The following is a 13,096-nucleotide window of genomic DNA, read 5'->3' as shown; positions in this document are numbered from 1 at the left end:
GTCACCCTTGGCTCTCCTTCTGGCGTGCGAACGCCCACGCGTCCTCGACAATGCCCGCGAGATCGGGGCGGCTCGGGGTCCAGCCGAGCCGCTCGTGCGCGGCGCGCGCGGAGGCGACCAGGACCGCGGGGTCGCCGGCCCTGCGGCCGGCCAGGATCTCGGGCACGGGGTGCCCGGTGACCTGCCGTACGGTCTCGATGACCTGGCGGACCGAGAATCCGGTGCCGTTGCCCAGGTTGCAGATCAGGTGCTCGCCGGTCACCGCCGCGTCCAGCGCCCGCAGATGGGCCTCGGCGAGGTCGGCGACGTGAATGTAGTCACGTACGCAGGTGCCGTCCGGGGTCGGGTAGTCGTCGCCGTAGACGAGGATCGACTCCCGCTTGCCGAGGGCCACTTGCAGCACGAGCGGGATGAGGTGCGATTCGGGGTCGTGGCGTTCGCCGCAACTGCCGTACGCGCCAGCCACGTTGAAGTAGCGCAGCGAGACGGCCGCCAGCCCGTGGGCGGCGGCCTCGCTGGTGATCATGTGGTCGACGGCGAGCTTGGTGGCCCCGTACGGGTTGGTGGGCGCCGTCGGGTCGCTCTCCGTGATGGGGGTGGAGACGGGCTCGCCGTAGGTCGCGGCGGTGGACGAGAAGACGAGCGTGCGCACGCCCGCCGAGCGCATCGCGGCGAGCAGCGCCATCGATCCGCCGACGTTGTTGTCCCAGTACTTCTCGGGCGCGGTGACGGACTCGCCGACCTGCGAGGAGGCGGCGAAGTGCAGCACCGCGTCGTACGAGGAGTCCAGCCACTTCGCGGCGTCCTGCACGCGTCCTTCGATGAAGTCGGCGCCCGCGGGGACTCCGGCGCGGAATCCGGTGGAGAGGTCGTCGAGGACGGTCACCTCGTGTCCGGCTTCCAGCAGGTGCGTCGCAACTACGCTGCCGACATATCCCGCACCGCCTGTGACCAGGTACTTCTTGCTCACTCGCTCGCTACCTCTCGCAGTCGTTCCGCCGCGGCCTCCGGCGGCACATCGTTGATGAACACACTCATGCCGGACTCTGAACCCGCGAGGAACTTCAGTTTGCCGGAGGTGCGGCGGATGGTGAAAAGCTCGAGGTGGAGGGCGAAGTCCTCGCGCCCCGGCGCGCGGAACGGCGCCTGGTGCCAGGCGGCAATGTACGGGGTCCTCGGCTCGCCCTCGCCGAAGATCCGGTCGAAGCGCTTGAGCAGCTCCAGGTACAGCCGGGGGAACTCCGCGCGCTGTGCGTCGTCCAGCCCGCGCAGGTCGGTCACCCGGCGCCTGGGGTAGAGGTGGACCTCGTACGGCCAGTGCGCGGCGTACGGCACGAACGCCACCCAGTGCTCGCCGTCGAGCACCACCCTCCCGGACCCGCTCTCGCGTTCCACGACGTCCTCGAAGAGGTTGCGGCCGGTCTCGGCGCGATGCCGTTCCACGTTCCTGAGCATCAGCGCGCTGCGCGGGGTGACGAAGGGGTACGCGTAGATCTGGCCGTGCGGGTGGCCGAGGGTGACACCGATCTCCGCGCCGCGGTTCTCGAACGGGAAGACCTGCTCGACCTGCGGCAGTTCGGCCAGTTCGGCGGTGCGGTCGGTCCAGGCGTCGAGGACGAGTGCGGCCTGTTCCTCGGTGAGGTCGGCGAACGAGGCGTCGTGGTCGGAGGTGAAGCAGACGACCTCGCAGCGCCCCGAGTCCCCGGCGAGTGAGGGGAAGCGGTTCTCGAACACGGCGACGTCGTACGCGGAGTCCGGGATCTCGCTGAGCCGTCCTTCGCGCGAGGGGCAGAGCGGGCATTCGTCGGCGGGCGGGTGGTACGTACGGCCCTGGCGGTGCGAGGCGATGGCGACCGCGTCCCCGAGCAGCGCGTCCTGGCGGATCTCGGAGGTGGTGGCGACCGGGCCGAGCGGCCGCCGGTCGACGGCATCGCGCACGGCGTCGTCCCGGGAGTCGTAGTAGATCAGGTCGCGGCCGTCGGCGAGCCTGGTCACCGTCTTCTTCATCGGTTGCCTCCCGGGCACCCACACCTAAACAGAATCCGACACAACAAAGCACAAGCAAACAGCTGCGTCAATCCCGAGCAAACCACCAGCCCCTGGGCACACGAGCTGTCGCCCCCGTGCCGCCGACAACGCCGCCCTCATCACGATCGAACAAAGAATGCCAACATAACTGTTCATTTTCCGAACACAGGGGCGTACGTTACCGATGAGTTTTATTCTTGCGACGAAGCGAGTTCCCCCATGTCCCCCGTGAATTACCTGGCCGAAGGGCTCCGGCTCCCTACAAACGGGCTCGATTACACCATCCTGGCCATCTACTTCGTAGTGGTCCTCGGCATCGGGTTCGCCGCCCGTGCCAGCGTCAAGACCAGTCTCGACTTCTTCCTCTCCGGCCGTTCCCTGCCCGCCTGGGTGACGGGGCTCGCGTTCGTCTCCGCCAACCTCGGCGCCACCGAGATCCTCGGCATGGCGGCCAACGGCGCGCAGTACGGCGTGTACACGGTGCACTGGTACTGGATCGGCGCCATCCCCGCCATGGTCTTCCTCGGCCTGGTGATGATGCCCTTCTACTACGGCTCGAAGGTGCGCTCCGTACCGGAGTTCCTGCTGCACCGGTTCGGACCCTCGTCCCACCTGCTCTCCTCGATCATCTTCGCCGTCTCGGCCGTGCTGATCGCGGGCGTCAACCTCTACGCGATGGCGATCGTGCTGGAGGCGCTGCTCGGCTGGCCGCAGTGGGTGGCGATCGTGGTGGCGGGCCTGTTCGTGCTCGCGTACATCACCGTCGGCGGTCTCTCCTCGGCGATCTACAACGAAGTGCTCCAGTTCTTCGTGATCCTCGCCGCGCTCATACCCCTGACCATCGTCGGCCTCAAGCGCGTCGGCGGCTGGGACGGCATCACCGACTCCCTGACCGACTCGCACGGCGGCGCCTTCCTCACCGCGTGGCAGGGCACCGGCGTCGGTTCGCCCAACCCGCTCGGCGCCAACTGGCTGACCATCGTCCTCGGTCTCGGCTTCGTGATGAGCTTCGGTTACTGGACGACCAACTTCGCCGAGGTGCAGCGCGCGCTGTCCGCGAAGAACCTCTCCGCCGCCAAGCGCACCCCGCTGATCGCCGCGTTCCCGAAGATCTTCATCCCGCTGGTCGTGGTCGTCCCCGGTCTGATCGCGCTGGTCATGGAGCCCTCGCTCGGCAAGGTCGGCAGCGGCCTCCAGTACAACGACGCGATCCCGGTCCTGATGCGCGACCTGCTGCCGAACGGTGTGCTCGGTATCGCCGTGACGGGTCTGCTGGCCGCGTTCATGGCCGGTATGGCCGCCAACGTCTCGTCGTTCAACACCGTGTTCACGAACGACATCTGGGCCGCGTACCTCAAGAAGGACCGCGAGGACGCGTACTACCTGAAGACCGGACGCGTCGTGACGGCGGTCGGTGTGCTGATCGGCATGGGCACCGCGTTCATCGCGGGCAGCTTCAGCAACATCATGAACTACCTCCAGACGCTGTTCTCGTTCTTCAACGTCCCGCTGTTCGTGGTCTTCATCATCGGCATGTTCTGGAAGCGGACGACCCCGGCCGCCGGTTTCTGGGGCCTGCTCTCCGGCACGCTCGCCGCGATGCTCAACTACTTCTGGCTGTACAAGGGCGGGGTCATCTCCATCCCGTCCGACCAGGGCGCGAACTTCGTCTCGTCGATCGTCGCGTTCGTGGTCGGCGCCGTGGTGATGTTCGTGGTCTCGTACGTCACCAAGCCCAAGCCGGCCGAGAAGCTCAACGGCCTGGTCTACGGCACCCGTTCGCCCGGTATGGACGAGCTGCCGTCGGAAGGTGACGACGCCTGGTACCGCAAGCCGGCCCTGCTGGGCTGGGGCGCGGTCGTCCTCGCCACCCTCTGCTACATTCCCTTCTCCTTCTGACCCGGTCTGCGAGGAACGCACACACCATGAGCGACTACCAGAACGACGTCAAGGAGCTGGAGGCCACGTCCGCGACGGCGGCACGGCTCTTCGACGTACGCCGCATCATCGGCGGACTCTTCGTGGTCTACGGGATCATCGTGACGATCGCCGGGATCAGCCCGTCCGACGCCGACCTGAAGAAGGCGGAAGGCATCCACATCAACTTGTGGACGGGCCTGGGCATGCTGGTCCTCGGCCTCTTCTTCCTGGTCTGGATGAAGCTGAGCCCGACGGCGCCGCCGACCCCGGCCGACGACGGCGAGTCCCCCGCGACCGCCGAGTCCGCCGCGTCCAGTACGTCCGGCGCGCCGGGCGAGTAATGCCGATCGAGTAAGCGCGCGGCGAGGGGCCGGACTTCACCCGAGGTGGTGAGAGTCCGGCCCCTTCGCCGCGCGGTCGAGCAGTCCCGTACGGGCCGCGAGAGCCGCGGCCTCCAGCCGGGAGCCGACCCCTAACTTCATGAGCACACGCTGGACATGAGTACGTGCCGTACTCGGCGCGATGCTCATCCCGGCCGCGATCAGCCGGGTGTCCTCGCCCTCCGCGACCCGGACCAGCACCTCGATCTCGCGCGGGGTGAGCATCCGCAGCAGCCGCTGCCCCTCGTCGTCCGGCTGCACCGCCGGGTTGAGCAGTTCGGAGAAGGCGCCCTGGAGCAGCTGCGGCGAGACCGCGGCCTCACCGGCCCGCGCCTTGAGCATCGCCCGCTCCACCCCTTCGATGCGCTCGTCGTGACGCACATAGCCGGAGGCACCGGCCGCGAACGCGGCAGCGATACCACGGGGGTTGGGCACGGGCCCGAGGACCACCACGGCGACCTGCGGGCGGTCGCGCTTGATCCGCACGACGGGGTCGAAGGCGCCAGGCGCGGCCGGGGCCGCCGTCCCCATCAGGCAGACCTCGGGCGACCGGCTCACCACCAGGTCGGCCACGCCGGCCGTCGGCGCGGCGGCCGCGAGTACGCGGTGGCCGCGCAATTTCAGCGCCGACGCCAGCGCCTCCGCCAGCAGTCGGTGATCGTCAACCACCATGAGCCGCACGCCCATCGAGCAATCCCCATCCCCACCGAAGCCCGCCCCCGGCCTTCTGACCCGGCAAGCTACACGCTTGTTCGACCTCGCGCGCGCTTTACCGGCCAGAAGACGCCCGGATTGCCGAAATCAGTGGGTCGTGTACGCGATGGCCAGGAAGCTGACGATGTCCAGATCCGCCGACGAGGACGACGGTTCACTGACCAGCTTGTCGGAGATGAACAGCCGGCCGTCCGCGTATGCGAACTCGGATCCCTCGGGCAGGAAGCTGTTCTCGGCGTCCCGGCTCTTCTCGTCGGCGGGGTTGTCCATGAGCACGGTCTGCTTGAACGTACCGCCGTCGATGGAGACGACCCGGCCGCCGCCCTCGTACATCCCGACCCGGTAGGCGATGATGTTGCCACCGTCCATACGCAGCGGGAACAGCGTGTGCCGCTCGCCCGCCTCGGCGCGCTCGGAGGTCGTCTTCCCGGTCGCGAGGTCGAAGGCGACGATCTCGTTGGTCTTGGCGATCTGGTCCGCGCCGGCCCCGTCGTGCTCCTCGGTGGGCAGGTAGATCTTGCCGTTGCCGACGGCGAACATCTGGCAGCTCTCCACCCTGGTGGAATCGCACTCCGCCGCGTACCTGTCGGCGTCCGCGGGGATCTTGACGGTGAGATCCCCGGTCTTCTCGTCGATCACGAAGAAGTCCGAAATACCACTGCCGTCGTCGGCGGTGTCACCGACATCGGCGGCCACGACCAGCGGCTTGGTGGACAGGACGTGCGCGTACTCGACGCCGGGCGGCAGCTTGAACTGGGAGACCGGCGCGCCCGTGACCGGGTTCAGGTTCTGGACGGAGATCTGCGGGTCTTCGTACGAGCCGCACTTGCGGACCGCCACCAGTCCCTCGCCGCCGCCGTATCCCTGGTCGCGGCAGTCGTTCACGTCGACCTCGGGCTTCCACCGGACATCGCCGCTGTCGAGGTCGAACCCGGCGCCTCCGCCGGACCCGCCGACCGCGACGGTCGTGCCGCCGATCGTGACCTCCTCGAACCTGGCGTCCTCGTCACCGCCTGAGGAGCCCTGAACCGGCTTGTGCCACACCAGCTTCCCCGCCTTCAGGTCGACCACGGCGACCTGTGTGCACGGCTGGTACTTCGTGGCGGCGCTGGGCTTGGCGGGAGCGTAGACGATCGCCGTCCTGTTGTCCTCGGTGACGTGCTTGGTCGTCGCGCACACCTGGCCGGGGAGCGGGATCGACCAGAGCCGTGTGCCCTTGTCCAGGTCGTAACCGACGATCTCGTCCACGCCCGTCTTCACATAGGCGCTGCCGGTGACCCAGGAGCCGCTGAAATCCACCAGGTCCTTCACCTTGGGCGTTGGCAGCTCGAAGGAGATCCCGGACTTGTTGTCCGAGGGCACCTTCTCCTTGCCGGGCCCGTCCGCGCCCGTCCCCGCGCCGGTGGACCAGTGGCCCCTGGAACCGCCGCCCCGCGCCTGGTTCTCCGGGCCGTCGCCGCCGGAGAAGGCGTACCAGACACCGGCGCCGACGATCAGCACCACGGCGAGGGCCGCGGCGATGATGATCCGCATCTGGGTGGACACCTTCTTGCCGCCGCCCTGCGGGGGATGCGGGGGCTGTGTGGCGTACTGCGGCTGGCCGTACGGGGGTTGGCCGTACGGCGGTTGGCCCTGGGGCGGGCCGTACGGCGGTTGCCCGTACGGCGGTTGGCCGGGCGCTGTCGGGTAGCCGTAACCGGGCTGCTGCGTCGGCGGGGTCGGGTAGCCGTAACCGGCCGGCTGGTCCGGCGGGGTCTGCGGGAAGCCGTACGGGGTGCCCTGCGGGGGCGTGATCGGCGCGCCGAAGCCTCCCTGCGGGTTCTGCGGGGGCTGCGTCGGCTGCGGGTTCTGCGGGGGCTGCTTCGGCTGCGGGGGCTGCGTCGGCTGCGGGTTCTGCGGGGGCTGCGTCGGCCGCGGGTTCTGCGGGGGCTCGTTGGGCGAGGGCGGTGGCGGCTGCGTCATGGTGTGCGTACCTCGGAGAAGGCTCGGAAGAGAGGGAGTCGGCCGGATCGGGAGCGGTCAGTCGCCGAAGACCATCATGGTCTTCGCCTCCAGCTCCTCGTCGTGCTTGCCCCCGTACACCGAGCTGGCGAGCAGATAGAAGCGGCCGTCCGTGTACGCGACCGTCGAGGAGTAGAAGGAACTCTCGATCCCGGCCGTGGAGTCGGGATGCTTCTGTACGACCTTGGGGGTGCCGCCGGTCGGCGCGATCGTCGCGATCTCGCTGCCCTGGTTGTACGACGCCTCCATGTAGACCAGGACGTTCCCGCCGTCCATCCGCAGCGGAGCCATCGTGAGGCCGTCGGGCGCCTTGGAGCGCCATGTGGCCTTCCCGGTGTCCAGGTTGAAGGCGATGACCTCGTTGCCGTCCGCGCTCTCGTCGCCGGGCTCCGCGGACGCGGTGGCGAGGTAGAGGGTTTTCGCGTCGGCGGCGACGCTTGTGCAGTTCTCCAGGTCGTGGTTGAAGACATCGGCGAGGCCGCCGCAGCCCAGCGTGAACGAGTCTTTTCCGCCTTCGAGTTGGGAGCGCACGGTGCCGTCGGCGTTGAGCGCGACGACGCCCCACTTCTTGTTGTCCTTCTCGTTCCGCAGGGACACGACCAGCGGATCGACCGAGAAGATCTTGTCGGCTTCCCAGTTCGTCTGGAGCTTGTACGTCCACTTGGCCTTGCCGGTGGCCGGGTCGAGCGCCTGAACCTGCTTCTGCCCCTTGTCGATGTCGGCGGTGGGGCAGTTCTCGACAGCTATCAGCTGAGAACGCTTCGGGTCGGGGCCCGAGGCGAACGCGTACGGCTGGCAGGACTGCGGCAGCTGGCCGAAGAGGTGTTTGCCGTCGCTCACCCGGTACGCGTCGGCGTGGCCGGTACGGCCGGCCGCCACCGTGTTACCGCTGATCGTGAGGTCGATCGAGTCCAGCATGTCGAAAACGCCGCGCTTGGCGATCTCCGTCTTCCAGCCGCCCTTGCCGGTGTTGAGGTCGAGCATCTGGAGCTGGTTGCAGTCGGCCCGGTCGCCGGTGCCGTTCATGAAGCCGATGACTATCTTGCCGTCGGCCGTGGTCTTCTTCGGCCCTGCGCAGATCTTCTCGGGCGTCGGGAAGGACCACTTCTCCGTGCCGTCGGTGACCGAGTAGGCCACCACCTTCTTGTACATGGCCTTGACGACGGTGTCGCCCACGAACCACGGGCCGAACAGGTGAGCTCCGTCGCGCGGCAGGTCGACGTCGTTGGTCTGGAGCCAGAGCACCTTGGACTCGCCGTCCTCGCGCCCGGCGTTGAGGTCGTCGTCGGCCTCACGGCCGCCGCCGGTGCCGTCCCCCCGGTCGACGGGGTCGTCGGTCGGCCTCGGGTCGCGGCTCTTTGTCGCGGCGGGCGTGGAGTCGCTGTCATCACCGCCGTTGAGCGCGAACACGGCGACGCCGCCGGCTATGACGAGCAGCGCGGCGACGGCCGCGGCGATGATCACGCCGGCCTTGCTCTTGCGGCCGCTCCCGCCACCGGTCGCGGGCGGGACGGGCGGGCCCGGGTACGGGTAACCCGCGTACGGATTGGGCTGCTGCGCGTGAGGCTGCTGACCGTAGGGGCCGGGCTGCTGGTTGTACGGACCCGGCTGCTGATAGGGGCCGGGCTGCGGCGGCTGGTTCGGCGGCGTCTGGGGCTGCTGGGCGTACGGGCCCGACGCCTGGTTGTACGGGCCCGGCGCCTGGTTGTACGGGCCCGGCGCCTGGCCCGGCGCCTGCGGGTAGCCGTAACCCGGCTGGCCCGGCGGCTCGGCCGGGGCGGGCGCCGCCTGCGGATAGCCGTACCCGGGCGGCGGATTCTGCGGCGGAGGCTGCTGCGCCTGCGGCGGAGTCTGTGGCGCCTGCTGCGGTACGGACTGCGGGGCCTGCGGCGCGGGCGGCTGGGCCTGCTGCGGTGCCTGCGGTGGCGGGCCCTGCTGAGCCTGCGGCGGCTCTTGGCGCGGTGCCTGCGGCGGCGTCTGCGGTTCCCGCGGAACGCCGTATCCCCCCTGCGGCGGTTGCTGGCCAGGTGGTTGGGTCATGAGCGCTTCCCCCTTGAAGTACGGTCCACAGCCCGCTCGGCCTCCCCCGCGTTCGCGGCGGACTCGCCCCGGAACGGAGTGACGCGGACATGGATCCCGCGTCGCCAAAGCCAGTCCCACAGCCAGTCGGCGCGGCAGTCGGCACGTCGGTCGGCACGTCGGTCGGCAGTCGGTCAGCGCATCAGCCGGGACAGCTGTCGGGACATCAGTCGAGCGGGCCCTACTTTCTATCATCGGACCGCTGTACGAAAGGGCCGGTCCGCCCCCTGTTCCCAAGGGTGGACCGGCCCGTGACGTGCCTGTTATGCGCTCTCCACAGCGCCTTTACGCGTCCTCCGCCAGCTCCATCCAGCGCATTTCCAACTCGTCCCGTTCAGTGACGAGTTGGCGCAGCTCCGCGTCCAGTTTCGCCACCTTCTCGAAATCCGTGGCGTTTTCGGCGATCTGCTGGTGGAGCAGCGTCTCGCGGCTGGACATCTTGTCGAGCTGGCGCTCGACCTTCTGCAGTTCCTTCTTGGCCGCACGCCCGTCCTTGGCGGAAGCCGCCGGGGCGGCGGGAACGGCCCCTGCGGAAGCGTCCGTTGACGGGACCGAGGCGGCCGGAGCCGCCGGGACCCCGGACTCCGCCTGCTTCTTACGGCGTTCCAGGTACTCGTCGATGCCGCGCGGCAGCATCCGCAGCGTCCTGTCGCCGAGCAGCGCCAGCACCTTGTCGGTGGTGCGCTCGATGAAGAACCGGTCGTGCGAGATGACGACCATCGAGCCGGGCCAGCCGTCGAGCAGGTCCTCCAGCTGGTTGAGCGTCTCGATGTCGAGGTCGTTGGTGGGCTCGTCGAGGAAGAGGACGTTCGGCTCGTCCATCAGCAGCCGCAGCAACTGGAGCCTGCGCCGCTCACCACCGGACAGGTCACCGACCGGCGTCCACTGCTTCTCCTTCGTGAAGCCGAACTGCTCGCACAGCTGTCCCGCGGTCATCTCCCGGCCCTTGCCGAGGTCGACGCGGTCACGTACCTGCTGCACCGCTTCCAACACCCGCAGGGTCGGCTTCAGTTCGGCGACCTCCTGGGAGAGGTACGCCAGCTTCACGGTCCTGCCGACCACGACCTTGCCCGCGGTGGGCTGCACGTCGCCCTGCGTACGGGCGGCTTCGGTGAGCGCGCGCAGCAGCGAGGTCTTGCCGGCGCCGTTGACGCCGACCAGGCCGACCCGTTCGCCGGGCCCCAGCTGCCAGGTGAGGTGCGTCAGCAGCACCTTCGGCCCGGCCTGGATGGTCACGTCCTCCAGGTCGAAGACGGTCTTGCCGAGGCGCGCGTTGGCGAACTTCATCAGCTCGGACGTGTCGCGCGGCGGCGGTACGTCCGCGATCAGCTCGTTGGCCGCCTCGATCCGGAAGCGCGGCTTGGACGTACGGGCGGGTGCCCCGCGCCGCAGCCAGGCCAGCTCCTTGCGGACCAGGTTCTTCCGCTTGACCTCTTCCGTGGCCGCGATGCGCTGGCGCTCGGCGCGGGCGAAGACGTAGTCCGAGTAGCCGCCCTCGTACTCGTGGACGGCGCCGCCCTGCACGTCCCACATGCGCGTGCAGACCTGGTCGAGGAACCACCGGTCGTGCGTCACGACCACCAGCGCGGACCGCCGCGCCCGCAGGTGCTGCGCCAGCCAGGCGATGCCCTCCACGTCGAGGTGGTTGGTGGGCTCGTCGAGCACGATCAGGTCCTGCTCGGCGATGAGCAGCTTGGCGAGCGCGATGCGGCGCCGCTCACCACCGGAGAGCGGCGCGATCACGGTGTCGAGGCCCTGCGGGAAGCCCGGCAGGTCCAGCCCGCCGAAGAGGCCGGTGAGCACGTCGCGGATCTTGGCGTCGCCCGCCCACTCGTGGTCGGCGAGATCGCCGATGACCTCGTGCCTGATGGTGGCGGACGGGTCGAGGGAGTCGTGCTGCGTGAGCACACCGAGCCGCAGCCCGCCGTTGTGCGTCACACGTCCGGTGTCGGTCTCCTCCAGCTTGGCGAGCATCCGGATGAGGGTCGTCTTGCCGTCACCGTTGCGGCCGACCACCCCGATCCTGTCCCCTTCGGAGACGCCGAGGGAGACACCGTCGAGCAGCGCACGGGTGCCGTACACCTTGGTGACTGTCTCGACATTGACCAGGTTGACGGCCATTTCACTCCTGTACGGGGGAATCGTTCGACGTCCCAGCGTAGTCGCCCCGCGGACCGTCCCGTCCGGCCGGTTCACCGAGCGGACGGGACGGTCGGCGGAACGCCGTCGGTGCGGACATCATGAAGGTGACCGATACGCCGGAAAAGCCGCTCCGAAGGCGGCCGTGCCCGTGGGAGGCGTCCGTGGATGTGGATGTGGATGTGGATGACACCGGCCCGCACGACCCCACCTTGATCATGGGGATCCATGGCGTCTTCCACCGGCATCCGTGGCTCGGGCGGGTGAGCGAGGCGTACGACCTGGAGGAGGACGTCTTCAGCCTGGCCGTGAAGCGGGCCGAGGCCTACGGCTTCAGCTCGACCCACCTCGGTTCCGGCCGCGAGGTGGCGGGTCAGCGCTGGGCGCACCACGACGCGGGTGGTGACTGGACCGAGGACGGCCGGGTGCGCGAGATCGCCTGGCTCCTGGTCTCCGTCGCCGAAGCGCCGCACGGGCAGCTCCTGCCGGTGGTGCCGGTGGCGACCGTCCTCGGCGACGTCCTGAGCCGCGTGGGCCGCTTCCGCCTCACCGGCACGCACACGCTGGTCCCGCTGCACCTGGCGCCGGACGCGAGCGCGGCTCTCGTCGGCTCGGCGGCCTGGTTCGCCCTCGCCGACCCGGACGGCGCGACGGGCCTGACGGTCACGGTGTCGGCGCGCCCGGACGCGGGCCTGTCCGGCCGCGCCGACCGGATCCGCGACCTGGCGCTTGAGCGCACGTACGGGCAGCTCACGGTGGAGGCGGCGGCCGGTGGATCCGGCCCCGCGCCCGAGGGCCCGGCCCCGAGGCTCACGGGCGGGACGCGGACCGACGGAATGCGGACTGACGGGATGCGGCAGGTCATGGCCTTCCGCTGCGAGGTACGGGCCTGGTCCCTGGACGTGGCCGCCTGGACGACCGAGGTCTTCACCGACGCCCTGCGCGCCACCGGGACGCGTGACCCGGTCCTGATCACCGTCTCGGGGCCCGCGGTGTGACGGAACGCCGATGTGCCGGTTCTCGCGGCCCGCGCGCCGCTAGCGTTGGCGCATGATCGTATGGCTGAACGGCACCCACGGCGCGGGCAAGACGACAACCAGCCCGCTCGTGCAGCAACTGATCCCGGAATCAAGGGTGTTCGACGCCGAGAAGGTCGGCGAAACCCTCATGGACATCAAGCCCGGGCTGCCCTGGACGGGCAACTTCCAGCACTGGCCACCGTGGCGGCCCCTCGTGGTCGAGACCGCCCGTCACGTACTCGACTACACCGGCGGCACGCTGGTGATGCCCATGACCGTCCTGGTGGAGCGGTACTGGCGCGAGATCAGTACGGGCCTCGCCCAACACAACATCCCCGTAAGGCACTTCGTCCTCCACGCCGACCAGGACACGCTGCGGGCCCGCATCGACGGCGACACCGATCTCGGCCCGTCCACGTTCCGCCACGCATATCTTGAGCCATACGCCGAGGCGGCCCGCACCTGGCTGCACGCCGAGGCCGAGGTCATCGACACCACACACCTGACGCCGGCCGAGGCGGCTGAGCGGATCGCGAAGGCGGTTGGGAGCTGATCGCCCTCCCCCCGCTGGCTGAACTCCGCGTAGAACGCCATCCGCTTGGCGCCGACGAGAACGGCGGCTACGGCGTGGGTCGCGTGCGGGATCGCGTGAACCCGAGGGATCTGTCGGGCAGTCGGGTCGAGCACTCACCGCGCGGCCCCTCCTGTCGCTGGTGGCGCAGGTCCGTTCCCGCGGGTAGCCACGGAAGTCGCGGTCCCATTCCAGAATCGCTTCAGGCACGCGGGCAGCCCGTTCACCGCCGCCAAACCCATGCC

At 69.4% G+C, this 13,096-nt stretch carries 10 protein-coding genes; 4 read left to right on the top strand and 6 right to left on the bottom strand.

The window, feature by feature from the left end:
* Position 1: 1 nt before the first annotated feature.
* Together galE and galT are read right to left on the bottom strand one after the other, a co-directional pair.
* Complete coding sequence (gene galE, locus ACIP6N_RS15690; RefSeq protein WP_401815956.1) at positions 2 to 970, bottom strand: UDP-glucose 4-epimerase GalE; 969 nt, start codon at positions 968 to 970, stop codon at positions 2 to 4.
* Positions 967 to 2,007 carry a galactose-1-phosphate uridylyltransferase gene (gene galT, locus ACIP6N_RS15685; RefSeq protein ID WP_401815954.1) on the bottom strand — a complete coding sequence of 347 codons (1,041 nt, stop codon included), beginning with the start codon at positions 2,005 to 2,007 and terminating at the stop codon, positions 967 to 969. Before galT ends, galE begins: the two co-directional genes overlap by 4 nt.
* A gap of 249 nt (positions 2,008 to 2,256) precedes the next feature.
* Between galT and ACIP6N_RS15680 the strand changes: the two genes are divergently transcribed.
* Entirely contained in the window at positions 2,257 to 3,927 is a 1,671-nt protein-coding gene (locus ACIP6N_RS15680; protein ID WP_401816226.1) for a sodium:solute symporter family protein, read from the top strand.
* A gap of 26 nt (positions 3,928 to 3,953) precedes the next feature.
* Positions 3,954 to 4,289, top strand: a complete 336-nt coding sequence (locus ACIP6N_RS15675) for a hypothetical protein (RefSeq protein ID WP_401815952.1) — start codon at positions 3,954 to 3,956, stop codon at positions 4,287 to 4,289.
* 36 nt (positions 4,290 to 4,325) lie between these two features.
* Here the strand turns inward: ACIP6N_RS15675 and ACIP6N_RS15670 are convergent, their stop codons facing one another.
* From ACIP6N_RS15670 to ACIP6N_RS15655, 4 genes are all read right to left on the bottom strand, one after another.
* Positions 4,326 to 5,015 carry a LuxR C-terminal-related transcriptional regulator gene (locus tag ACIP6N_RS15670; protein WP_401815950.1) on the bottom strand — a complete coding sequence of 230 codons (690 nt, stop codon included), beginning with the start codon at positions 5,013 to 5,015 and terminating at the stop codon, positions 4,326 to 4,328.
* A 114-nt stretch (positions 5,016 to 5,129) separates the two neighbouring features.
* Positions 5,130 to 7,004 (bottom strand): PQQ-binding-like beta-propeller repeat protein, encoded by a 1,875-nt coding sequence (locus ACIP6N_RS15665; RefSeq protein ID WP_401815948.1) that lies wholly within the window; start codon positions 7,002 to 7,004, stop codon positions 5,130 to 5,132.
* A 57-nt stretch (positions 7,005 to 7,061) separates the two neighbouring features.
* The gene (locus ACIP6N_RS15660; RefSeq protein ID WP_401815946.1) at positions 7,062 to 9,083 is read right to left on the bottom strand and encodes a PQQ-binding-like beta-propeller repeat protein; all 2,022 of its coding nucleotides are present in this window, start codon (positions 9,081 to 9,083) and stop codon (positions 7,062 to 7,064) included.
* A gap of 324 nt (positions 9,084 to 9,407) precedes the next feature.
* Entirely contained in the window at positions 9,408 to 11,243 is a 1,836-nt protein-coding gene (locus tag ACIP6N_RS15655; RefSeq protein WP_401815944.1) for an ABC-F family ATP-binding cassette domain-containing protein, read from the bottom strand.
* 200 nt (positions 11,244 to 11,443) lie between these two features.
* Here ACIP6N_RS15655 and ACIP6N_RS15650 point away from each other — a divergent pair, with 200 nt between their 5' ends.
* Together ACIP6N_RS15650 and ACIP6N_RS15645 are read left to right on the top strand one after the other, a co-directional pair.
* Positions 11,444 to 12,259: a hypothetical protein gene (locus ACIP6N_RS15650; RefSeq protein ID WP_401815942.1), complete on the top strand. Its 816-nt coding sequence runs from the start codon at positions 11,444 to 11,446 to the stop codon at positions 12,257 to 12,259.
* Positions 12,260 to 12,311: 52 nt separating this feature from the next.
* Positions 12,312 to 12,833, top strand: a complete 522-nt coding sequence (locus ACIP6N_RS15645) for an ATP-binding protein (protein WP_401815940.1) — start codon at positions 12,312 to 12,314, stop codon at positions 12,831 to 12,833.
* The last annotated feature ends 263 nt before the right edge of the window (positions 12,834 to 13,096 follow it).

Origin of the sequence: Streptomyces sp. NPDC088725 (genome assembly GCF_044751305.1) — a bacterium.
Lineage (GTDB): Bacteria > Actinomycetota > Actinomycetes > Streptomycetales > Streptomycetaceae > Streptomyces.
This window is presented reverse-complemented; position numbering and strand designations above follow the sequence as displayed.